We start from the raw sequence: 22,243 nt of genomic DNA, 5'->3' as shown, positions 1-22,243 counted from the left end.
CTTGGTGGCCGCGCAGAATGCCGCTGTCGACAGCACGGCGGATTCCGTCCGCGATCGGGAGATCGCGGTCGAGCAGACGCATCTCGATCACGTGTACCGACGCCTTGAGGAGAAGATCCACGAGGCGGAGTTCCTGATGAACGACGCCGCCAAGCGTGGCCAGGTCGGCACGCCCGGCGCCCTCGCGGAACGGGACGCGCAGGTGTTCCGTGCCGGGATCCACCTCAACCGTCTCAACAACGAGTTCGAGGACTTCCTGTTCGGCCGCATCGACCTGGTCCTCGGCAAGGACGGGGAGCGGGGCCCCGACGGCGCCTTCACCTCCGTCGAACCCGCCGACGACGCGATCCGCACCGACCTCACGGCCGATATCGCCGAGACGCTCCACATCGGCCGCATAGGAGTCCTCGACTCCGACTACGCGCCGCTCGTCATCGACTGGCGGGCCCCCGCGGCCGCGCCGTTCTACCGCTCCACCCCCAAGGAGCCCGGCCGCGTCGTGCGCCGCCGGGTCATCCGCTCCAAGGGCCGCAAGGTGCTCGGTGTCGAGGACGACCTGATGCGCCCCGAGGTGACCGCCTTCCTCGACGGGGGCGAGCTGCCCGTCATCGGCGACGGCGCCCTGATGGCCGCCCTGGGGCGGGCCCGTACGCACTCGATGCGCGACATCGTCTCCTCGATCCAGGCCGAGCAGGACCTCGTCATCCGGGCGCCCGCCGCCTCGGTCGCCGAGGTCGCGGGCGGACCGGGCACCGGCAAGACCGCCGTCGCCCTGCACCGCGCCGCCTACCTGCTCTACCAGGACCGCCGGCGCTACTCCGGCGGCATCCTGATCGTCTCCCCGACCCCGCTCCTGGTCGCCTACACCGAGGGCGTCCTGCCCTCCCTCGGCGAGGAGGGCCAGGTCGCCATCCGGGCGCTCGGCTCGCTCGTCGACGGGGCCGAGGCGACCACGTACGACGACCCGTCCACGGCACGCGTCAAGGGCTCGTCCCGGATGCTGAAGGTGCTGCGCAAGGCCGTACGGGGAGCACTGGAGTTCGGCGGTCCCGGCGGGGCCCCCGCCCCCGACCGGCTGCGCGTGGTGGCCTTCGGGCGCCGCCAGGAGCTGGAGGCCCCCGACCTCGACCGGATCCGGCAGAACGTCCTGTCCGGCACGGCTCCGGTCAACCTGCTGCGCCCGCGCGCCCGCAAGCTCCTGCTCGACGCGCTGTACTCCAAGTCCGGCGGACACGGCCGGCACAGCGACCCGGAGCTCGCGGCCGAGCTGCGCTCCGCCTTCGACGAGGACATCTCGACGGAGGACGCGTTCATCGACTTCCTGAACGCCTGGTGGCCCGAGCTGACCCCGCGCGGGGTGCTGGCCTGCATGGCCGACGAGCGGCGGCTGTCGCGCTGGTCGCGCCGGGACCTGAACCCGCGCGAGACCCGTCAGGTGGCGCGCTCCCTGCGCCGGGTGGGCCCGGACGGCAAGGGCGCCCTGTCGGTGCACGACGTGGCGCTCCTGGACGAGCTCCAGCAGCTGCTGGGCGCGCCCGCGCGGCCCAAGAAGAAGCGGCAGATGGATCCGCTCGATCAGCTCAGCGGGCTGGAGGAGCTGATGCCCACCCGCGAGGAGACCCAGTGGGAGCGGGCCGAGCGGCTCGCGGCGGAGCGCACCGAGTACGCGCACGTCATCGTCGACGAGGCGCAGGACCTGACGCCGATGCAGTGGCGGATGGTCGGCCGACGCGGCCGGGGCGGCACGTGGACGGTGGTCGGAGACCCGGCGCAGTCCTCGTGGACCGATCCCGAGGAGGCGGCCGCCGCGCGCGACGAGGCGCTGGGCACGCGGCCTCGGCGCAAGTTCACCCTGACGGTGAACTACCGCAACCCGGCCGAGGTCGCCGAGGTCGCCTCGCGGGTGCTGAAGCTGGCGGCGCCGGGCACGGAGCCGCCGACGGCGGTGCGCTCCACGGGCCTGCTGCCGCGCTTCACGGCGGCGACGGGGGACCTGCGCTCCACGGTCGTGGAGGAGACCCGGCGGCTGCTGGAGCAGGTGGACGGCACGGTCGGCGTGGTCGTGGCCATGGACCGGCGCGCGGAGGCGGCGGGCTGGCTCGCGGAGCTGGGGGAGCGGGCGGTCGCACTGGGCAGCCTGGAGGCGAAGGGCCTGGAGTACGACGCCACGGTGGTCGTCTCCCCGGCGGAGATCGCGGACGAGTCCCCGGCCGGTCTGCGGGTGCTCTACGTGGCCCTGACCCGTGCGACGCAGCAGCTGACGGTGATCTCCACCGACCGGGACGAGCCGGATGCCGAGGGGGTCGCGGCGCTGCTCCGGCCGTGAGGCTGCCGTAGGGCCGGAGGGTGCCGCCGTAGGGGGCCGGTTTCCGTCATAGGGCCGGTTGGTCGGCGGCCAACGGCGTGGTCCCTCAACCGGTCGCCGGTGGGGGGATCAGTTCGGGCGAACCTTTGTTAGCCTGGGTTACGGCACCGACTCGATCCAAGCCCCCGGGCCCAACCTTAGTCGCCTAGAGCGACCACTTGCCGCGAGGCGAGCATGGCGGGTCGGTGTCATAGGCGTATGAAGCACCAGGTCCGCGTCCTCCACCCAGTGGGGGGCGCGGACCTTTTTGTATGGGCCACCCATTCCGCAGACCCCGGTTATCTCGTATGGTGGAAGAGTTCTTCCGAAATTTGTAGCTGGTTACCTTGTACCGGCTGGTAGGTGGGACGATCGGACAACAGGTCCTGCCATACCTGCCATGTTCTCGGCGGCTCGGCGCGGGACCCTGTGTGTACAAGAACCAGGGACAGAAGAGGAACACGGCCATGGCAACGGCGCCCAGCGTCTCGTACTCGATGACGGTCCGCCTGGAAGTGCCCGCGAGCGGTACCGCGGTCTCCCAGCTCACCACCGCCGTGGAGTCCTCCGGTGGCTCGGTCACCGGCCTCGACGTGACCGCATCCGGCCACGAGAAGCTCCGTATCGACGTCACCATCGCCGCGACGTCCACGGCGCACGCCGACGAGATCGTCGAGAAGCTCCGCGGGATCGAGGGGGTCAGCCTCGGCAAGGTCTCCGACCGCACCTTCCTGATGCACCTCGGCGGCAAGATCGAGATGCAGTCGAAGCACCCCATCCGCAACCGCGACGACCTCTCGATGATCTACACCCCGGGCGTGGCCCGGGTGTGCATGGCGATCGCCGAGAACCCCGAGGACGCCCGCCGTCTGACCATCAAGCGCAACTCCGTCGCAGTCGTGACGGACGGCAGCGCCGTGCTGGGCCTCGGCAACATCGGCCCGATGGCGGCGCTGCCCGTCATGGAGGGCAAGGCGGCCCTCTTCAAGCGCTTCGCCGGCATCGACGCCTGGCCGATCTGCCTGGACACCCAGGATTCCGACGAGATCGTCGCCATCGTCAAGGCGATCGCCCCGGGCTTCGCAGGTATCAACCTGGAGGACATCTCCGCGCCGCGCTGCTTCGAGATCGAAGCCCGGCTGCGCGAGGCCCTCGACATCCCCGTCTTCCACGACGACCAGCACGGCACCGCCATCGTGGTCCTCGCCGCCCTCACCAACGCACTGCGCGTGGTGGGCAAGGCCGTTGGCGACGTCAAGGTGGTCATGTCGGGCGCCGGCGCCGCCGGTACCGCCATCCTCAAGCTGCTCCTCGCCGCGGGCGTCAAGAACGCCGTCAGCGCCGACATCCACGGAGTGGTGCACGCGGACCGCCCCGACCTCGTCGACGCGGCCGCGGACTCCCCGCTGCGCTGGATCGCCGACAACACCAACCCCGAGGGCTACACGGGCACCCTGAAGGAGGCCGTGGTCGGCGCCGACGTGTTCATCGGCGTCTCGGCCCCCAACGTCCTGTCCGGCGAGGACGTGGCCGCCATGGCGGAAGGCGCGATCGTGTTCGCGCTCGCGAACCCGGACCCCGAGGTGGACCCGGCGATCGCCCGCCAGACCGCCGCCGTCGTGGCCACCGGCCGTTCCGACTTCCCTAACCAGATCAACAACGTGCTGGTCTTCCCGGGCGTCTTCCGCGGCCTGCTGGACGCCCAGTCGCGCACCGTGAACACCGACATGATGCTGGCCGCCGCGAGCGCCCTGGCCGACGTGGTCGGCGAGGACGAGCTGAACGCGAACTACATCATCCCGTCGGTCTTCAACGACAAGGTCGCGGGCGCGGTCGCCGGAGCCGTCCGCAAGGCGGCCTCCGCGGCCGTGACGGCGCCCACCTCCGTCTGATCCCCGGCGCGTCTCCCCGGCGCGTCGCGGGATGCGGGCCCCCCGGGCCGCCCATAGGGTTGCGGGGATGCCCGCGTGGCCCGCGGTCCGCGTCTCCGGACACCCATCCGGGCGTCTTCCGGTGCGGACGGAGCGTCACCGCGGCGTGACTGTGGCGCTTTTCGTGTGACCCCGGCGGGTGCCGGATTGGCTTTCCCGCCGGTGGTGGGGGCAGGATGCGTAACCGGGCGAGAGGGTCTGACGTCAGACCCGGGTCCGGGGACTGTCCTAGGGCCCTGGCAGCATCGGCTTCGATCTCACGCCTCTAAGGCACGTTGAACACGGGAGTACAACATGAACCGCAGTGAGCTGGTGGCCGCTCTGTCCGAGCGCGCCGAGGTGACCCGCAAGGACGCCGACGCCGTTCTGGCCGCGCTCGCCGAGACCGTCGGCGAGATTGTCGCCAAGGGCGACGAGAAGGTCACCATCCCCGGCTTCCTGACCTTCGAGCGCACCCACCGTGCCGCTCGCACCGCGCGCAACCCGCAGACCGGCGACCCCATCCAGATCCCGGCCGGCTACAGCGTGAAGGTCTCCGCGGGCTCCAAGCTCAAGGAAGCCGCCAAGGGCAAGTAGTCCGCCCTTGTGCCGAGGGCCACAGAGGCCCTTGGGACGGCAGTAGTAGTACGTAGTACGCGAGAGGCGGCCACCCGGCACCGGGTGGCCGCCTCTCGTCGCTTGCGGCACCCCGGGTGGCCCCCGGGAGCCAGAACGCCCCCACAGGCCCTGTACGGGGCCTGTGGGGGCGTTCTGGGGCGGTCTGTGTGGATCTAGGCCCGCGGGCGCGGATCCGTGCCCGTCAGGCGATGCCCTTCGGACGATGCCCGTCAGACGAGGTCGCCGCCCGGGAGCTCGACCTTGGCGCCCAGTTCCACGAGCTTCTCCATGAAGTTCTCGTAGCCCCGGTTGATCAGGTCGATGCCGTGCACCCGGCTGGTGCCCTCGGCGGCGAGCGCCGCGATCAGGTACGAGAAACCGCCGCGCAGGTCGGGGATGACCAGGTCGGCGCCCTGGAGCTTGGTGGGCCCCGAGACGACGGCCGAGTGCAGGAAGTTGCGCTGGCCGAAGCGGCAGGCGCTGCCGCCCAGGCACTCCCGGTAGAGCTGGATGTGCGCGCCCATCTGGTTGAGCGCGGAGGTGAATCCCAGGCGGGACTCGTAGACCGTCTCGTGGACGATCGACAGGCCGGTGGCCTGGGTCAGCGCCACGACCAGCGGCTGCTGCCAGTCGGTCTGGAAGCCGGGGTGGACGTCCGTCTCCAGCGCGATGGCGTTGAGCGGGCCGCCCGGGTGCCAGAAGCGGATGCCGTCGTCGTCGATCTCGAACGCCCCGCCGACCCGGCGGAAGGTGTTCAGGAACGTCATCATCGAACGCTGCTGCGCGCCGCGCACGTAGATGTTGCCGCCGGTGGCCAGCGCCGCGGACGCCCAGGAGGCGGCTTCCAGCCGGTCCGGGAGCGCCTTGTGGTTGTAGCCGCCGAGGCGGTCCACGCCGGTGATCCGGATGGTCCGGTCGGTGTCGACGGAGATGATCGCGCCCATCTTCTGCAGGACGCAGATGAGGTCTTCGATCTCCGGTTCGACGGCGGCGTTGCTGAGCTCGGTGACGCCCTCGGCCAGGACGGCCGTCAGCAGCACCTGCTCGGTCGAGCCGACCGACGGGTAGGGCAGGCGGATCTTGCAGCCGCGCAGTCGCTGCGGGGCCTCCAGGTACTGACCGCCCTCGCGCTTCTCGATGGTCGCGCCGAACTGGCGGAGCACCTCGAAGTGGAAGTCGATCGGCCGGCCGCCGATGTCGCAGCCGCCGAGGCCGGGGATGAAGGCGTGGCCGAGGCGGTGCAGCAGGGGGCCGCAGAAGAGGATCGGGATGCGCGAAGAGCCCGCGTGCGCGTCGATGTCCGCGACGTTCGCGCTCTCGACGTGCGAGGGGTCGAGCACCAGCTCGCCCGGTTCGTCGCCGGGGCGGACGGTCACCCCGTGCAGCTGGAGCAGCCCGCGCACGACCCGGACGTCCCGGATGTCGGGAACGTTGCGCAGCCGGCTGGGCTCGCTGCCGAGCAGGGCCGCGACCATCGCCTTGGGTACGAGGTTCTTCGCGCCGCGGACACGGATCTCGCCCTCGAGCGGAGTTCCGCCGTGGACAAGCAGTACATCGTCACTGATGCCGGTCATGAATCTCGCGTTCCGGAGAGGGGTGGGCAGGGGGCCAGTGAAAAGGGTAAGGGGCACTACCCCCCTGTTCGTAAGGCTGACGGGGCCGTAGGACTGTCATGAATTCGGTACAACACCCTGGGTGCCCGCCAGGTGGCGGAGCGTCTCCTTCCGGCGGGGGTCCGGCCGGCGGCCGCCAGGAGGCCCGTGCGCGCCCCGAATTGCCGCGGTGCGCCCTGAGCTGCGCACGTATCGGAACGTGCCGCCCACTCCCCCTCGCGGGCGAATGTGCGAGATCATGTCGCCATGACCGAGGTGTCCTCCCTCACAGGGCGGTTGCTCGTGGCCACCCCCGCCCTCGCGGACCCGAATTTCGACCGCGCGGTGGTGCTGCTGCTCGACCACGACGAGCAGGGCTCGCTCGGCGTCGTCCTCAACCGCCCCACCCCGGTGGGCGTCGGTGACGTCCTGCTGTCCTGGGCTCCTCTGGCCAAGGACCCCGGAGTCGTCTTCCAGGGCGGCCCGGTCGCGCTGGACTCCGCGCTGGGCCTGGCGGTCATCCCGGGCGAGGAGGGGCCGCTCGGCTGGCGCCGGGTGCACGGGGCGATCGGCCTGGTGGACCTGGAGGCCCCGCCCGAACTCCTCGCGGCGGCCCTGGGCGGCCTGCGCATCTTCGCCGGGTACTCGGGCTGGGGCCCGGGGCAGCTGGAGGAGGAACTGGGCGTGGGCGCCTGGTACGTCGTCGACTCCGAGCCGGGCGACGTCTCCTTCCCGGACCCCGAGCGGCTCTGGCGCGCGGTGCTGCGGCGCCAGCGCAGCGAGCTGGCCATGGTGGCCACGTACGCGGACGACCCGTCGCTGAACTGAGCCCGGGGACATGGGCGGGGGCGGGGACGGGCCGGGGGCGCCCGCCGCGGATCCCTCGCGCGCGAGGGACTCGGTACCCTGGCAGTCATGAGCACTCTTGAGCCCGATCGCGGGACTGGTACGGGGACCCTCGTAGAGCCGACGCCGCAGGTGTCCCACGGCGACGGCGACCACGAGCGCTTCGCCCACTACGTCCAGAAGGACAAGATCATGGAGAGCGCGCTCGGGGGCACCCCCGTCGTCGCGCTCTGCGGCAAGGTCTGGGTTCCGGGCCGGGATCCGAAGAAGTACCCGGTCTGCCCCATGTGCAAGGAGATCTACGAGTCCATGGGCCCCGGCGGGGACAAGGACAAGGGCGGCAAGGACGGGAAGTAGTCCTGCGGCCCTCCTGGAGCGGGACGAAGGCCCTCGGGGCGCAGCTTTGCGCACCGAGGGCCTTTTCCGTGCCCTCGGGGCGGGCTAGGGTCGGCCGCGACGAGCACGGTGCGGAATGGTCGTTGCGCACTGTGCAACAGGCTGGCTGCTGTGAAGGGCTGACGCATGGACCTGATCCCCGTACCCCAGGTCGCGGTTCCGGACGGGGGCGGCCGCCGCCTCGTCCTGGGGCCCGAGCCGGTTCTGGAGGCCGGGCCGGGCACCGAGGGCGTCGCCCGGTGGCTGCGCCGGGAGCTGGGGTCCGCCACCGGCTGGAGCCTGCCGCCGGCCGCGGCCGGCGTGCGCGCCGACGTACGGCTGCGGATCGACCCCGAAGGTGCCGGTGAACTCGGGCCGGAGTCGTACGGGATCACCGTCGGCGCCGACGGCGTGGAGCTGACGGGCGCGAGCCCGGCCGGGCTGTTCTGGGGTGCCCAGACGCTGCGTCAGCTCCTGGGTCCCGACGCCTGCCGGAAGGCCCCGCTGCCCGGCCGGACCTGGAGCCTGCCGTACATCGAGGTCGCCGACGGCCCCCGCTTCGGCTGGCGCGGGCTGATGCTCGACGTGGCCCGGCACTTCATGCCCAAGGACGGGGTGCTGCGCTACATCGACCTGCTCGCCGCCCACAAGCTCAACGTGCTCCACCTGCACCTGACGGACGACCAGGGCTGGCGGATCGAGATCGAGCGCTACCCGAGGCTCACCGAGGTCGGCGCGTGGCGGTCCCGCAGCCGGTGGGGCCACCGGGCCTCCCCGCTGTGGAACGAGACCCCGCACGGCGGCTTCTACACCCGGGACGACATCCGCGAGATCGTCGCCTACGCCGCCGAGCGGCACGTGCGGGTGGTGCCGGAGATCGACGTGCCGGGGCACTCGCAGGCCGCGATCGCCGCGTACCCGGAGCTCGGCAACACCGACGTGGTGGACACGGCCGCGCTCGGGGTGTGGGACGACTGGGGCATCAACGAGAACGTGCTCGCGCCCACCGAGGCCGTCCTGCGGTTCTACGAGGGGGTCTTCGAGGAACTGCTGGAGCTGTTCCCCGCCGAGGTCTCGCCCTTCGTGCACATCGGCGGCGACGAGTGCCCCAAGGCGCAGTGGAAGGGCTCCGCGGTCGCGCAGGAGCGGATCCGCGAGCTGGGGGTCGACGGCGAGGACGGTCTGCAGTCCTGGTTCATCCGGCACTTCGACGGCTGGCTCGCCGAGCGGGGCCGCCGGCTCATCGGCTGGGACGAGATCCTGGAGGGCGGACTGGCCCCGGGAGCGGCCGTGTCCTCCTGGCGCGGCTACGCGGGCGGCATCGCCGCCGCCGAGGCCGGCCACGACGTGGTGATGTGCCCCGAGCAGCAGGTGTACCTGGACCACCGTCAGGCGGACGGCGGGGACGAGCCGATGCCCATCGGGTACGTACGGACATTGGAGGATGTGTACCGGTTCGAGCCAGTACCGCCGAAGTTGTCCGAAGAGGCGGCCGCCCACGTGCTGGGTGCGCAGGCCAATGTGTGGACCGAGGTGATGGAGGACCAGAGCCGCGTCGACTACCAGGCGTTCCCGCGCCTCGCGGCCTTCGCCGAGGTGGTGTGGTCCCGGCTGCCGCAGCCCGGGGAGCGGGACTACGCGGACTTCGAGGCGCGGATGACGGCGCACTACCGGCGCCTGGACGCCCTCGGGGTCGACTACCGGCCGCCGGGCGGCCCGTTGCCGTGGCAGCGCAGGCCCGGAGTGCTCGGGCGCCCGATCGAGGGAGCGCCCCCGAACGTGTGACGAGCCCCCCGCGGGGATGAGCCTCGGCGGGAGCGGGGCGGCGGCGCCGGGGCGGTGCCGGGGTGGCGCCGGCGGGGGAACGCGGCGCCGGCGGGGGAACGCGGCGCCGGCGGGGCGGGATCGAGTCCGGATCGAGGCCGGACGGAGACCGGATCACGGCCGGATCGCAGCCCGGTCGCGGCCGGATCACGGCGGGACCGCGGCGGGATCGCGGCCGGATCGAGCAGCTGGTGCGAAGGCCGTGCGAGGGGCGGTACGAGGGTCCGCACGGGAGGCTTCGAGAGGGTGGTGCGCCGGTGGTGCGCGGGCGGTGGACCCTCGCGTCCGGTGCTCCGGAAGATGTGCCAGAGTTGCCACCTCCCGGCGGTGAGCACGTACCGTACGGCGGACAGGCGTGAGCGCCGGGACCGGGACATCGGGAAGGGGCAGCTGGGTTGACCACGCACGCACCGCACGCACCGCAGGCACGGGACTCGTCCCAGGGGCCCCGCAGCGACCCGCGGGCGGGGAACGCGGCGCAGTCCGTGACGCTGCCGGCCTCGCTCGACGAGGCCGTGGCGGCGCTCGCGGCCATGCCCGCCGCCGTCCCCGTGGCGGGCGGCACCGACCTCATGGCCGCCGTCAACGCGGGACTCCTGCGCCCCGCCGCCCTGGTGGGCCTCGGCCGGATCAACGAGATCCGCGGCTGGCAGTACCAGGACGGCCACGCGCTCCTCGGCGCCGGACTCACGCACGCGCGCATGGGCCGGCCCGACTTCGCCGCCCTGATCCCGGCCCTGGCCGCCGCCGCGCGCGCCGCGGGCCCGCCGCAGATCCGCAACGCCGGCACGCTGGGCGGCAACATCGCCACGGCCGCGCCGACCGGTGACGCGCTGCCCGTGCTGGCCGCGCTGGAGGCCGTGCTCGTCATCGTCGGGCCCGGCGGATCGCAGCGCGAGATCCCGGTCTCGCACCTGCTGGCCGGCCGGGAGATGCTCCGCCCCGGAGAACTGATCGGCTTCGTGCGGGTGCCGTTGCTGCACGCGCCGCAGGTGTTCCTCAAGGCCACGGGCCGTACGGGACCGGGGCGCGCGGTGGCGTCCGTGGGACTCGTGCTGGACCCCGCGCGCCGGGGTGTGCGCTGCGCGATCGGCGCGGTCGCCCCGATGCCGCTGCGGCCGCTGGAAGCCGAGCAGTGGGTTGCTTCGTTGATCGACTGGGACGGGGACCGCAGTCTGGCCCCCGAGGCGCTCGAGGCCTTCGGCGAGTACGTCGCGGCGGCGTGCGTGCCCGACCAGGGGGAGCCGGTGGCTCCCGCAGTACTGCATTTGCGGCGGACGGTGGCCGTGCTGGCACGGAGGGCCCTGGGGAGGGCGCTGAGCTCATGAGTGAGAACGACAACACGGGTGCTGCGGGCTCGACGGGACCCCACTGGGGCTGGGAGCCGGTGCCGCACGGCGGCGAGTACGACTCCGACGCGACGGCCTTCGTGAAACTGCCGCAGGACATGCTGGACGCGCTCGGAACCGGGGAGCCCCTCGCGGCCCCCGGGCACGGCTACGTGCCGCCGCCGATGATCGTGCCGCTGGGCTCGGGGAGTACGGATCCGGCGGCCACGGGCACGTGGACGATCCCGGTGCAGTGGCCGGAGGCCGGTTCGGCGGCTCCGGCGGACGCGGGTGCGGGGGCGGGTGCCGCGGGAGCCGCGGCGCGGGCTCCGATTCCGGCGTCGGTGCCGATCCCCGCGTCGGTGGCCGCGGCGTTCGCGGATCCGGCGGCGGAGCAGGTGGCCGAGCCCGGCGCGGAGAACTTCGCGGAGCCCTTCGGGCAGCCCCGCGCGGAGCCTTTCGCCGAGTCCTACGCGGAGCCTTTCGGCGAGCCCCTCGGTGAGTCCTTCGGCGAGCCCTTCGGTGAGCCCCTCGCGGGGAACCGGGCGGCGGCCGTGCACGAGCCGGGGTCCACCGCCGAGTGGCGGTTCCCCGAGGCGGCGGCGAGCGACGTGTGGACCCCGGGAGGCGCGGGCGACACCGGCAGCTTCGGGCAGCTCGCGGCTTCCGCCGACTGGAGCCGGGCCCCCGCCACGCTGCCCGGCGGGGCCGCGGCCCCGTGGGCGGCCCATCCGGACTTCGAGGGTGCGCGCGGGTACGTGGCGCAGCAGCCGGGCGGGGACGGGCCGGGCACCGACGGGCCGGGTCCGGACCCGCTGGGCTCAGACCCGCTGGGCTCCGGGGTGTTCCCCGGGGTTTCCGCACCGGCCGGCGGATCCTTCGGCTCGGCCCCGGGGCGCGGACCGCGCGTACTGGGCGGCCCGGGGGTCGGTACGCCGCTGGACGGGGAGCCGGGCTACCCGGCCCCGCACGACATCGAAGCCGCCCATGGCCCGGCGCAGGTCCCGGACTCGGGGGAGCGCCAGCACCCGGGCAACGAGGGCGAAGCCCGGGGTGGGGTCGAGGCCCGGGGTGGTTTCGAAGCCCGGGGTGATGACGAAGCCCTTGACGGCGACGGAGCCCGGGATGGCGACGGAGTCCGGGGCGGAGACGAAGCCCGGGATGTGGACGCAGCCGGGGCCGCCGGCGGGTTCGGGGCCGACGGCGGAGCCGGGGTCGTCGAGGCGGAGCAGGGGTTCGGCGCGGGTGTGCCGGGCCCGGGCGGAGCCGGGGACCAGGACGGCGCCGGAGCCGGGGCCGTGGAGGCGGAGCAGGGTGACGGCGGAGCCGTACCGGCCGCCGGCGGAGCCCCGGCCGCGCCCGCGCCGGGTACGGACGACACCGACCTGGCTGTCGGGACGGCTTCGGCGGAGACGGCGGAAGGGGCTCCGGGCGAGGGGGCGACGTACGAGGAAGAAGCCGCCGACGGAGCGGACGCCGCGGCCGTCGCCCAGCACGAGCACCCGTCGGCCTCCTACGTCCTGCGCGTCAACGGGGCCGACCGCCCCGTCACCGGGGCGTGGATCGGCGAGTCCCTCCTCTACGTGCTGCGCGAGCGCCTCGGCCTCGCCGGCGCCAAGGACGGCTGCTCACAGGGCGAATGCGGCGCCTGCGCCGTGCAGGTCGACGGCCGGCTCGTCGCCTCCTGCCTCGTCCCCGCGGCCACCGCGGCGGGCAGCGAGGTCCGGACCGTGGAAGGTCTCGCGACCGACGGGGAACTGTCGGACGTACAAGAGGCGTTGTGCAGGTCGGGTGCGGTGCAGTGCGGGTTCTGCGTGCCCGGCATGGCCATGACCATCCACGATCTGCTGGAAGGCAACCACGCCCCCAGCGAGCTGGAGACCCGCCAGGCCCTGTGCGGCAACCTCTGCCGCTGCTCCGGCTATTCGGGCGTCATCGAGGCCGTGCGCGAGGTCGTCGCCGAGCGCGGATCGGCTGCCGAAGCGGCCGCCGCGGCCTCGGCCGAGGCCCGGATCCCGCACCAGGCCCCGCCGGGCGAGGGCGGCGTCCACGGGATGCAGGGCAACCACGGGAACCAGGGGAACCACGGGATGCAGGGCAACCACGGCAACCATGAGGGAGGCACGGCGTGAGCGCCCACGACGCGGCGACGGTCCCGGCAGCGGTCACGACACCGCTCACCGAGGGCGCGGAGCCGTCGGAGCCGGCGGTCCCGCGCGGCATCGGCGCGTCCGTGCCGGCCACCGACACCCGGGCCAAGACCGAGGGCACCTTCCCCTACGCCGCCGACCTGTGGGCCGAGGGCCTCCTCTGGGCCGCCGTACTGCGCTCCCCGCACGCCCACGCCCGCATCCTCTCCATCGACGCCTCCGCCGCCGCCGAAATGCCCGGCGTGCGGGCCGTCGTCACCCACGCCGACGTCCCCGGCGCCACCACGCACGGCCGCCGCATCGCCGACCGGCCCGTCTTCGCGCACGACGTGGTCCGCCACCACGGCGAGCCCATCGCCGCCGTCGCCGCCGACCACCCGGACACCGCACGCCTCGCGGCCGCCGCGATCGCCGTCGAGTACGAGCTCCTCGACCCGGTCACCGACCCCGAACAGGCCTTCGGCGCCCCCGACCTGCACCCCGACGGCAACCTGATCCGGCACATCCCGCTGCGCTACGGCGACCCCGAAGCCACCGGCGAGGTCGTCGTCGAGGGCCTCTACCGCATCGGCCGCCAGGACCCCGCCCCCATCGGCGCCGAAGCCGGACTGGCCGTACCGCGCCCCGACGGCGGCGTGGAGATCTACACCGCCTCCACCGACCCGCACACCGACCGCGACCTGGCCGCCGCCTGCTTCGGCCTCGACCCGGACCGCGTACGGGTCGTGGTCACCGGGGTCCCGGGCGCGACGGCCGACCGCGAGGACGCCGCGTTCCAGCTCCCGCTCGGACTGCTCGCCCTGCGCACCGGCTGCCCGGTCAAGCTGGCCGCCACCCGCGAGGAGTCCTTCCTCGGCCACCCCCACCGCCACCCGACGCTGCTGCGCTACCGCCACCACGCGGACGCGGACGGCCGTCTGGTCAAGGTCGAGGCGCAGATCCTGATGGACGCGGGCGCCTACGCCGACGCCTCCTCGGAATCCCTCGCCGCGGCGGTGGCCTTCGCCTGCGGCCCGTACGTCGTCCCGCACGCCTTCGTGGAAGGCTGGGCGGTCCGTACGAACAACCCCCCGTCGGGCCACGTGCGCGGCGAAGGCGCCATGCAGGTCTGCGCGGCCTACGAGGGCCAGATGGACAAGCTGGCTGCCGCCCTCGGCATCGACGGCGCCGAGCTGCGCCTGCGCAACGTCCTGGCCACCGGCGACCTGCTCCCGACCGGCCAGACCGTCACCTGCCCCGCCCCCGTGGCCGAACTCCTGCGCGCGGTACGGGACCACGAGCTGCCCGCCCTTCCCAAGGACACCCCGGAGGAGGAGTGGCTGCTCCCGGGCGGCCTGGAGGGCGCGGGGGAGCCGGGCGCGGTGCGGCGCGGCGTCGGGTACGGGGTCGGCATGGTCCACATGCTCGGCGCGGAGGGCACCGACGAGGTGTCCACGGCCACCGTGAAGATCGTCGGCGGCGCGGCCACGGTCATCTGCGCGGCCGTCGACACCGGCCAGGGCTTCTCCACGCTCGCCCGCCAGATCGTCCAGGAGACCCTGGGCGTGGACGAGGTCGTCGTGGCCCCGGTCGACACCGACCAGCCGCCGGCGGGCCCCTCCGCCCACGGCCGGCACACCTGGGTCTCGGGCGGCGCGGTGGAACGCGCGGCGAAGATGGTCCGCACCCAACTCCTCCAGCCGATGGCCCACAAGCTCGGCATGTCCACCGAACTCCTCCAGATCGCGGATGGCCGGATCACGTCGTACGACGGAGCCTTCTCCACGACCGTCGCGGAGGCGATGGAGGGCAAGGAACTCTGGGCCACGGCCCAGTGCCGCCCCCACCCGACGGAGCCGCTGGACGGGGACGGCCAGGGCGACGCCTTCGTGGGCCTCGCCTTCTGCGCGATCCGCGCGGTGGTCGACGTGGACATCGAGCTCGGTTCGGTACGCGTCGTGGAACTCGCGGTCGCCCAGGACGTCGGCCGGGTCCTCAACCCCCGCCAACTGGCGGCACGTATCGAAGCGGGCGTCATCCAGGGCGTGGGCGCGGCCCTGACGGAAAACCTCCGCACGGCCTCCGGCCTGATCCGCCACCCCGACCTCACGGGCTACGCCCTGCCCACCTCCCTGGACGCCCCGACGGTCCGCATCGTCAAACTCGTCGAGGAACGCGACGTGGTGGCCCCCTTCGGCGCCAAGCCGGCGAGCGCCGTCCCGGTGGTCACGGCCCCCGCGGCGGTGGCCTCGGCGGTCCGCGCGGCCACGGGCCGCCCGGTCAACAGGCTCCCGATCCGGCCATCTGCGGCGGTGGCGGCGCCCAACTCGTAACCTTGTGACCCTGATTGCACCTGCAACCCGAAACTTGGGCCTGTCGGTGTCTGTCGATAGAGTGTTTGTGGACACTGGCGACGTGCGTGTGCGAATGCACGCGAAGCGGGTGTGAACGGGGACGACGGGGAGTCGGGGAGGCCATCGTGGCAGTGGACTATGGGCCGGGCGTGTTCGGAGTGGACTTCGGTGTGGGCGTTGCCTCGCCGGCAGCTCTGGGCGCGCTCCAGATCGAGTACGAATCGCTGACGGACTACAAGAAGCGGGTCGACGGTCTGCTGGCGAAGCTGGACGGCTCTCCGGCGAGCGACAAGAAACTGGCCGACGGCACCCTCCCGGAGAACTCCCTCGGGGAGGGCTTCGCGGAGGCCAAGCGGCTGTTCACGGCTTACACGAACGTGCACACGCAGCTGCTCGCGCTGTCGAAGGGGCTGGCTGAGCAGATCGAGGGGCTGAGCCTCGCGATCCAGACGAGCCACGGCGGTTTCGAGGGCGTCGACGAGGACACGAAGCGGCGGATGCTGGCGATCAGCAAGCAGGCCGACGCGAACTATGTCCCGGAACGGGACCCGTTGGCGCCGCCGCCTCCACACAGCTCGGCTTCACAAGGGGCTGGGCCGGGACTTAGCCAGGGGGAGGGCGTCTGATGGCGACGAACTTCGAGAGTCACACCCACCAGCAGCTGCTGGCCATGCTCGCCTCGGCCAACGCGGAAACCCTCAAGACCCGCGGTGCCCAGCTGACGGACGCCGCGGCGACCATCAAGGAGATCGGCGAAAGCCTCAAGGACCACCGGGTGACCGGCTGGGAAGGCGAATCGGCCACGGCCTTCCAGGACTGGGTCAGCCGCACGGGCAATGCGACGCTGCGCCTGAGCGAATACAGCGCCGAGGGCGGCAAGCAGCTGACGCAGGCCAGCCAGGTCGTCATCGAGGTCAAGGCCAACATGCCGACGTACGACAGCGGGGCCGCGGCCAACCTGGAGGCCTCCCGCGAGTACCGCAACGACCCCGACGCGGCGCAGATCGGCCAGCAGGCACACTCGAAGCTGAGCGGCGACCGGCAGCAGGCGATCCAGCAGATGACGAAGCTGGCGCAGGGGTACGAGGCCTCGGCTACTGGGATGGAGATGGCGGAGATTCCGACGTTTCCGAAGTGGCCGGAGCCGTTCATTCCACCGCCGGTCGCTGGGTATGGGGATGTCGAGCGATCTGGAGGGACTTCTCCGGGGGCAACCGGAGGGGCTGCTCAAGGAGCAGTTGGAGGGGCTTCGCAGGAGGTAGTTGGGGCAGGCGGTTCGTCGTATGCCCCGCCACCAGCGGGTCCTGGCGGTTCGCCGCCTGGCTCCGGGTCTGCGCCCGGCCCGCAGCCGTCTCCGGCACCCGTTCCTGTGCCCCCGGACCGCAACATTGGCACCGGTCTCGATAACGTCGGCCCGGCGCCGAGTACGACCCTTCCCCCGGCTCCGGGAGCACCCGGAAGCCCGGGTCCGGTCGGACCGGGTGGCGGCGGTTCGGCTATTACCCCCGGTGGGTTTGTCCCACCCGTGACGCTGCCGCCGGGCGGTGGCGTACAGAAGCCGATCGGCGGTGGCGGTCCGGGCAGCTTTGGTCCCGGCGGGACCATTCCCGGCGCTGGAGGAATTGGTGGGAAGGGAGGCGGACTAGGTGGTGTTGCCGGTCTGCCCCCGCGCGACAGCGGGATCTCGGGCGGTCGGCCGGTGACGCCCAGTGGGCCGGGCGCGAGCATTCCCCGTGGCACGGTCATCGGCGGCGAGGGCGCGCAGACGGCCGGGCGCGGCATGGGCATGGGCGGCGGCATGGGTATGGGCGGTGGCGGAGCGCAAGGCGGTCTCGGCAACCCCATGGCCGGCCGTCGTCTCGCCACCGAACCGGGCGGCGTCGTCGGTGGGCGCCAGTCAGGTGTGGGTGGCCGCTCGATCGCTGGTGGGCAGCCGTTCACCCAGGGCGGTTCCGGGCTGGTTCGCGGTGGATCGGGTGCGGGCCCGATGGCTGGTCCGATGGGTCACGGTGCTGCTGGTGCACCTGCTTCGGGTCGACGGGGTGATGGCCGTCAGGGTGAGCGCCCTGATTACCTGGCTGAGGACGAAGAGACGTGGCAGGGCGATGGTCGTGTCGTTCCGCCGGTGATCGACTGAGTGGAGCGGACGTTGCACGGGATGCGTATGCGTAAGACGACGGCGACCTTGGCAGGTTTTCTGCTGGTCGGGATCGCCGCAACCCCAGCCCATGCGGAGAGCATCAGGTCCCGGCAATGGCATCTCACCTTGATGAAGGCCGACCAGATCTGGAAGACCAGCACGGGGGCAGGCATCACGGTTGCCGTCATCGACGGTGGTGTAGCGCCTATCCCTGAGTTGGAAGGGCAGGTCGTTCCTGGCAAGGACTTTGCCACGACGTACAGCGGAGATGAGCGAACGGACTCCAATCAGCACGGCACGGCGATGGCCGCGCTGATTGCTGGGACGGGGAAACATCCAAGCGGTGACGGGGCGTTTGGGCTCGCGCCCGGGGCCAAGATTCTTCCGATTCGTGTGCCAGAGGGCGTTGACGTTAAGAACGCCGCCTGGACGGCAGCTATTCGGTATGCGGCAGACACGGACGCGAAGATCATCAGTATCTCTCTGGCTTCGGGTGAAGAAGATCCCGCGCGTCTAGATGCGGTGAAGTACGCCTTGTCCAAAGGCAAGTTGATTTTTGCCGGCGTAGGTAATCGGGGCGATGGATCGAATGAAGTCCTCTACCCGGCTGCAACACCGGGAGTGGTGGGCGTCGGCGCTGTTGACTCCGGGGGCAAAGCAACTGCGGAGTCGGAGCATGGGGCGCAAGTTGACCTGACGGCACCTGGTGCTGACATCGTCACGGCTTGTTCTGGTAAGACAGGGGTTTGCAAGGGCTCGGGAACGAGCAACGCCACCGCCCTCGCCTCCGCCTCGGCGGCGTTGATCTGGTCGGCTCACCCAGGCTGGACCAACAACCAGGTGCTTCGAGTCATGATGAACACCGCTGGCAAGCCCATTGACGGCGCCGAGCGCAGTGACTTCCTGGGCTACGGCACTGTCCGCCCCCGCACCGCCGTACCCAACCCTGGCGACCCCGGCCCCGCGGACGTCTACCCGATCCCCGACCTGGCCGCAGCCGGCGGCGGGACCGGCACGAAGGCCCCGTCGGCGCCCTCCTCCACCGCTCCCTCCGACCAGGCGGCCCCCGCGCCCCAGGCCGAGGCGAAGGCAGATGGCGGCGGCAGTGGCAGCCTGCCCTGGCTGGCCCTCGGGCTGGGTGCCTGCGTGCTCATCGGCGGAGCCGTCACCGCCGTTGCCCTCCGGCGCCGCAGCCGCTGACTCGCGCGACCCCGTAGAAGCGCACACCACCAGAGCCAGAAGGGAAGGCCACGCCATGTCGTTCGACGAGGAATGGTCCGCGGCCAGGAGCACTGCCTCAGCCAACGTCGCCACGCGGCTCAACAGCGTCCCGGCCGCGCCCGGCCCCGGCGGTGGCAGCGCTGATCTGGAGCTGAACCAGGACCACATCGGCGAGGTCGGCTCCGAGGCCAACAAGCTCCACACCCGGCTCTCCAACGACGGCAAGCACGCCGCCGCCTCCACCGCCGAGGCGGCCGGCGCGCTCACGCGCGAGGGCTTCGCGAGCGGCCCAGTCCTACTCAAGGTCAACACCCGCTGGGAGAGCCAGCTCAAGACGCTCGTCGCCGCCTGCGCGAACATCTCCAACGGCCTGAACTACTCCCTCTCCTCGCACAGCAAGGAAGAGCAGCAGCTGCACGCCGATTTCACGGCATCCAAGATCGACGAGCTCCTCAAGTGACGAAGGTGTCGGACACGTGCTGACGTACGAGAACGTCATGAACGCGCCCCTGGGCCCGCTCCAGACCGCGATCACCGACTGGGCCGCGATGGTCAAGAAACTGGACGAGCTGGCGGCGTCGGCCCGCGACGGGATGAAGGCCAAGTCGGACAGGGCCCAGTGGAACGGCGTCACGGCGGGCGTCGCCCGTCCGTTCGTCGACAAGACGGCCAAGGAGTTCGACGACGCGGCCCGGCAGGCCAAGGGCATCCAGCTCCTGCTCGCCGACGGGCACGCCACCCTCAAGGCGGTCCAGGAACAGATCAAGAAGCTGGTCGCGGACGCCCCGGCGGCCGGCTTTCGGATCGACGAGAGCGGGCGGGTGTCCGCCATCCCGCTCGCCGATGCGCAGGATCGTTACGCCGCCCAGCACGATCCGGACTACCAGGCCACGCTCCGCAAGAACCAGGGCCTGTGGCAGGACCGGGTCAACCGGGCCGTCGAAGACGCCCAGGACGCGGACGACTCCCTCGTGCGCGCGCTCCAGGCCAACGTCACGGACGACAACAACTTCACCGCACCGAAGTACTCCACTCTGGACGCCGAACAAGCGGACCGGGCGGCCGCGCTGATGAAGAAGGTCACGGGGGAGGGCGGCACGGCCCGCAACCCCGAGGCGCTGCGCGAGCTGGAGGACCTGCTCGACGACAACCGTGAGGACCCCGAGTTCGCGACGGGCTTCTACCGGACGGTGGGCGCCGAGGGCACGCTGGAGATGTACGCCACCATGTCGCTGGATGCCACGAGCCTCGGCGCCGCGGGCAAGGACCGCGCGCTGATGGTCGCGAACATCCAGAGCGACATGGGCGCGATGCTCGGCCTGGCCACGCACAAGGACGTGCCGAACCACCTCGACGCCGCGTGGACGACCCAGCTGATGAAGGCCGGCCGCAAGGAGATGCAGGTCACCGGTGGTGTGACGACGATCTACGGCTACCAGGCGCTCGGTGCGCTGATCCGTGAGGGTACGTACGACAAGGAGTTCCTGACCTCGGTCGGCCGCGACATGGTCGCCATGGACCGCAAGGATCCGAAGGCCTGGGAGTACCACGCCCCGTACGGCCTGGACTCGGTTCTCAACCAGGGCGAGGGCGGCGGCCGGGGCTTCTACCCGCTGACGGGTCTGATGGAGGCGCTGGGCAACAACCCGGACGCGGCGACGGCCTTCTTCAACGAGCCGGTCCGCGAGGACTCCAACGGCGACGGCATCGTGACCAAGGACGACAAGCCGGTCGGCGGTCAGCACGGCAAGGACCAGGGCATGGTCGACTACATGCTCGACAAGAAGCCGTACGCGGACGGCTTCGACATGGCGAAGGCGGGCGACCCGCACGCGGCGCAAGAGGCGCTGGGCGGCGCCCTGGAAGCGGCGGTGTCGGGCCGTGCGGCGGGCGACGAGGACGCGAAGCCCGTACCGCACACCAAGGAGATGGCCTCCGTCATGGAACGGGTCGTCGAGAAGGTCGGGGACAAGCCGGAGCTGATCGCGGCGGCGGCCGGCGAGGGCGAAGGCCCGCTGAAGGGCCTGTCCGGCCACTTTGGGCAGATGGCGGCGGAGTACATGCCGGACCTCCAGGTGTCAGCGGAGAACGGTAGCCGGACGATCAAGACGAACGGCGAGACGGCCGAGTTCCACAAGGCCGACATGGCGGCGTTCATCGGGGCCGTCGGCCAGGACCCGGATGCCTACGGGGCGATCACCAACTCGCAGCGGGCGTTTACGACAGCGCTCATCAACGACGTCATCGTGCACCGGAGCGAGTACGAGGACGTGGACGCGGCGATCAAGGTCGCCGTGCATCCCGGCGGCCAGATCGCGGGCATCCTCTCCGAAGCCAGGGCGGAGGGGACCTTCGCGGAGAACGGCCACAAGGCTGAGGAGTACGTCAAGGGTGTCGAGGAAAACGCCAAGTGGATCAACCGGGGGATCAGCGCGGCTGGCGGCAAGTACTTGGAGATGGTTCCGCTGGCCGGGGACGTAGTGGAATGGCTGCAGGAGGACATCACGGACAGTGTCGTCAAGGCTGCCGAGAAGGACCAGGCGGAGAAGAGGGACGACGCCAACTCGGAGGCCGTCATCAAGTACACCGACGCCCAGACCGCGGCGGGCGAGTCCGCCGCCGCGTCGGTGCGCCACGCCGCGAACGGAACCGGTATGAACCAGAGGACGATCGACTCCCTGGCCGGTGTCGCATCGACGGAGACGGCGAACGCCCACGCGGTCGGCCGGGGTCAGGTCGCCACTTCGAACGGGGGCTCCTGATGCGCTTCACCCGGACGGCCGCCGCCGCCGTGGCTCTCGGGCTCACGGCAGCGGCCGCGCTGACAGGTTGCTCCGAAGAGAAGAAGGCAGCCGCCCCTCAGCTGCCGGAGCGGTCCTGTTTCGGTGTCTTCACCCGCTCGGACCTGGAGCCGCTGATGGGTGACGGAGAGACGGTGAAGGAGTCGTCGCCGGCCAGCCTGAAACTGACCCCGGTGTTCAAGGGCGGAACCTGCACCATCGCCGTGGACGGTGAGAACCGGGTTCTGTCCTCGGTGAAGCGCCAGCCTCTGGGACAGCACTTCTTCTGGCACCTGGACGACGAGAAGCCGGATCCGCTGCCGTTCGCGGACAACGGCAAGGTGTGGGACGGGGGCGCCGCCGTCGCGATCACGTGCCAGGGTTCCAAGGACTCCTTCGAGCTGGAACTGCGGCTCAGCGGTTCGGTGGACCGGGTGAAGCCGGCGGACCGGCGCCCGCTGTTCACCGGGCTCATGAAGAAGTATCTGGACGCCGCCAAGGAACAGACGCGGTGCGGGGTCTAGCACCGCCTCCGGGCACGAAGAAGGCCGCCCAGGAACATCCTGAGCGGCCTTCTTCGTGGAAGCCGTGACCGGAATCGAACCGGCGTAACCCGCTTTGCAGGCGAGTCCCTAAACCACTCGGGCACACGGCTGTGTGGTGGTGATGGGTATGACCGTACGAGGGCGCGGGAGGGCGGGGAAGGGAATCGTGGGGCGTGCAATGTGACTGCCATGCCGCGTTCACAGAGGGAGGCCGGCGAGGGTGGGAGGGACCTTTGG

At 71.8% G+C, this 22,243-nt stretch carries 16 protein-coding genes and 1 tRNA gene; 15 read left to right on the top strand and 2 right to left on the bottom strand.

All coding sequences use genetic code 11. The annotated features are described in order from the left end of the window. Positions 1-4: 4 nt before the first annotated feature. From ACFWBW_RS25975 to ACFWBW_RS25965, 3 genes are all read left to right on the top strand, one after another. Positions 5-2,326: a HelD family protein gene (locus tag ACFWBW_RS25975; protein ID WP_385376800.1), complete on the top strand. Its 2,322-nt coding sequence runs from the start codon at positions 5-7 to the stop codon at positions 2,324-2,326. A gap of 485 nt (positions 2,327-2,811) precedes the next feature. Further along, positions 2,812-4,236, top strand: coding sequence for an NAD-dependent malic enzyme (locus ACFWBW_RS25970; RefSeq protein ID WP_385376797.1), 1,425 nt, complete (start codon positions 2,812-2,814; stop codon positions 4,234-4,236). A gap of 333 nt (positions 4,237-4,569) precedes the next feature. Continuing rightward, positions 4,570-4,851 (top strand): HU family DNA-binding protein, encoded by a 282-nt coding sequence (locus ACFWBW_RS25965; protein WP_007264399.1) that lies wholly within the window; start codon positions 4,570-4,572, stop codon positions 4,849-4,851. A gap of 251 nt (positions 4,852-5,102) precedes the next feature. Here the strand turns inward: ACFWBW_RS25965 and murA are convergent, their stop codons facing one another. Then, positions 5,103-6,446: a UDP-N-acetylglucosamine 1-carboxyvinyltransferase gene (gene murA, locus ACFWBW_RS25960; protein WP_383951820.1), complete on the bottom strand. Its 1,344-nt coding sequence runs from the start codon at positions 6,444-6,446 to the stop codon at positions 5,103-5,105. Between the two features lie 285 nt (positions 6,447-6,731). Between murA and ACFWBW_RS25955 the strand changes: the two genes are divergently transcribed. The 12 genes from ACFWBW_RS25955 to ACFWBW_RS25900 all read left to right on the top strand — a co-directional run bounded on the left by ACFWBW_RS25955 (position 6,732) and on the right by ACFWBW_RS25900 (position 21,985). Further along, complete coding sequence (locus ACFWBW_RS25955) at positions 6,732-7,292, top strand: YqgE/AlgH family protein (RefSeq protein ID WP_385376792.1); 561 nt, start codon at positions 6,732-6,734, stop codon at positions 7,290-7,292. Between the two features lie 87 nt (positions 7,293-7,379). After that, positions 7,380-7,667: a DUF3039 domain-containing protein gene (locus ACFWBW_RS25950; protein ID WP_243337322.1), complete on the top strand. Its 288-nt coding sequence runs from the start codon at positions 7,380-7,382 to the stop codon at positions 7,665-7,667. A 165-nt stretch (positions 7,668-7,832) separates the two neighbouring features. Continuing rightward, entirely contained in the window at positions 7,833-9,470 is a 1,638-nt protein-coding gene (locus tag ACFWBW_RS25945; protein WP_385376789.1) for a beta-N-acetylhexosaminidase, read from the top strand. A 434-nt stretch (positions 9,471-9,904) separates the two neighbouring features. Next, the gene (locus ACFWBW_RS25940) at positions 9,905-10,837 is read left to right on the top strand and encodes an FAD binding domain-containing protein (RefSeq protein WP_385376787.1); all 933 of its coding nucleotides are present in this window, start codon (positions 9,905-9,907) and stop codon (positions 10,835-10,837) included. Then, positions 10,834-12,969 carry a (2Fe-2S)-binding protein gene (locus tag ACFWBW_RS25935; RefSeq protein ID WP_385376784.1) on the top strand — a complete coding sequence of 712 codons (2,136 nt, stop codon included), beginning with the start codon at positions 10,834-10,836 and terminating at the stop codon, positions 12,967-12,969. Before ACFWBW_RS25940 ends, ACFWBW_RS25935 begins: the two co-directional genes overlap by 4 nt. Next, the gene (locus ACFWBW_RS25930; RefSeq protein ID WP_385376781.1) at positions 12,966-15,299 is read left to right on the top strand and encodes a xanthine dehydrogenase family protein molybdopterin-binding subunit; all 2,334 of its coding nucleotides are present in this window, start codon (positions 12,966-12,968) and stop codon (positions 15,297-15,299) included. Before ACFWBW_RS25935 ends, ACFWBW_RS25930 begins: the two co-directional genes overlap by 4 nt. Before the next feature lie 146 nt (positions 15,300-15,445). After that, positions 15,446-15,946 carry a hypothetical protein gene (locus tag ACFWBW_RS25925; protein ID WP_385376778.1) on the top strand — a complete coding sequence of 167 codons (501 nt, stop codon included), beginning with the start codon at positions 15,446-15,448 and terminating at the stop codon, positions 15,944-15,946. Further along, on the top strand, positions 15,946-17,457 hold the full coding sequence (locus tag ACFWBW_RS25920) for a WXG100 family type VII secretion target (protein ID WP_385376776.1): 1,512 nt from the start codon (positions 15,946-15,948) through the stop codon (positions 17,455-17,457). Before ACFWBW_RS25925 ends, ACFWBW_RS25920 begins: the two co-directional genes overlap by 1 nt. A 21-nt stretch (positions 17,458-17,478) precedes the next feature. Next, on the top strand, positions 17,479-18,660 hold the full coding sequence (gene mycP, locus ACFWBW_RS25915; RefSeq protein WP_385376773.1) for a type VII secretion-associated serine protease mycosin: 1,182 nt from the start codon (positions 17,479-17,481) through the stop codon (positions 18,658-18,660). A gap of 55 nt (positions 18,661-18,715) precedes the next feature. Next, the gene (locus tag ACFWBW_RS25910) at positions 18,716-19,141 is read left to right on the top strand and encodes a hypothetical protein (RefSeq protein WP_385376770.1); all 426 of its coding nucleotides are present in this window, start codon (positions 18,716-18,718) and stop codon (positions 19,139-19,141) included. A gap of 16 nt (positions 19,142-19,157) precedes the next feature. Then, positions 19,158-21,443: a hypothetical protein gene (locus tag ACFWBW_RS25905; protein ID WP_385376768.1), complete on the top strand. Its 2,286-nt coding sequence runs from the start codon at positions 19,158-19,160 to the stop codon at positions 21,441-21,443. Beyond that, positions 21,443-21,985 carry a hypothetical protein gene (locus ACFWBW_RS25900; protein ID WP_385376765.1) on the top strand — a complete coding sequence of 181 codons (543 nt, stop codon included), beginning with the start codon at positions 21,443-21,445 and terminating at the stop codon, positions 21,983-21,985. The genes ACFWBW_RS25905 and ACFWBW_RS25900 overlap by 1 nt, the downstream gene beginning before the upstream one ends. 56 nt (positions 21,986-22,041) lie before the next feature. On the opposite strand, the gene ACFWBW_RS25895 is transcribed toward ACFWBW_RS25900, so the two are convergent. After that, positions 22,042-22,116, bottom strand: a tRNA-Cys gene (locus ACFWBW_RS25895). Positions 22,117-22,243: the final 127 nt, after the last annotated feature.

It is taken from the genome of Streptomyces sp. NPDC059957 (assembly GCF_042730015.1).
In the GTDB taxonomy this organism is placed as follows: Bacteria; Actinomycetota; Actinomycetes; order Streptomycetales; family Streptomycetaceae; genus Streptomyces.
The sequence above is the reverse complement of the archived record's forward strand: the minus strand, read 5'-3'. Positions and strand labels throughout refer to the sequence as shown.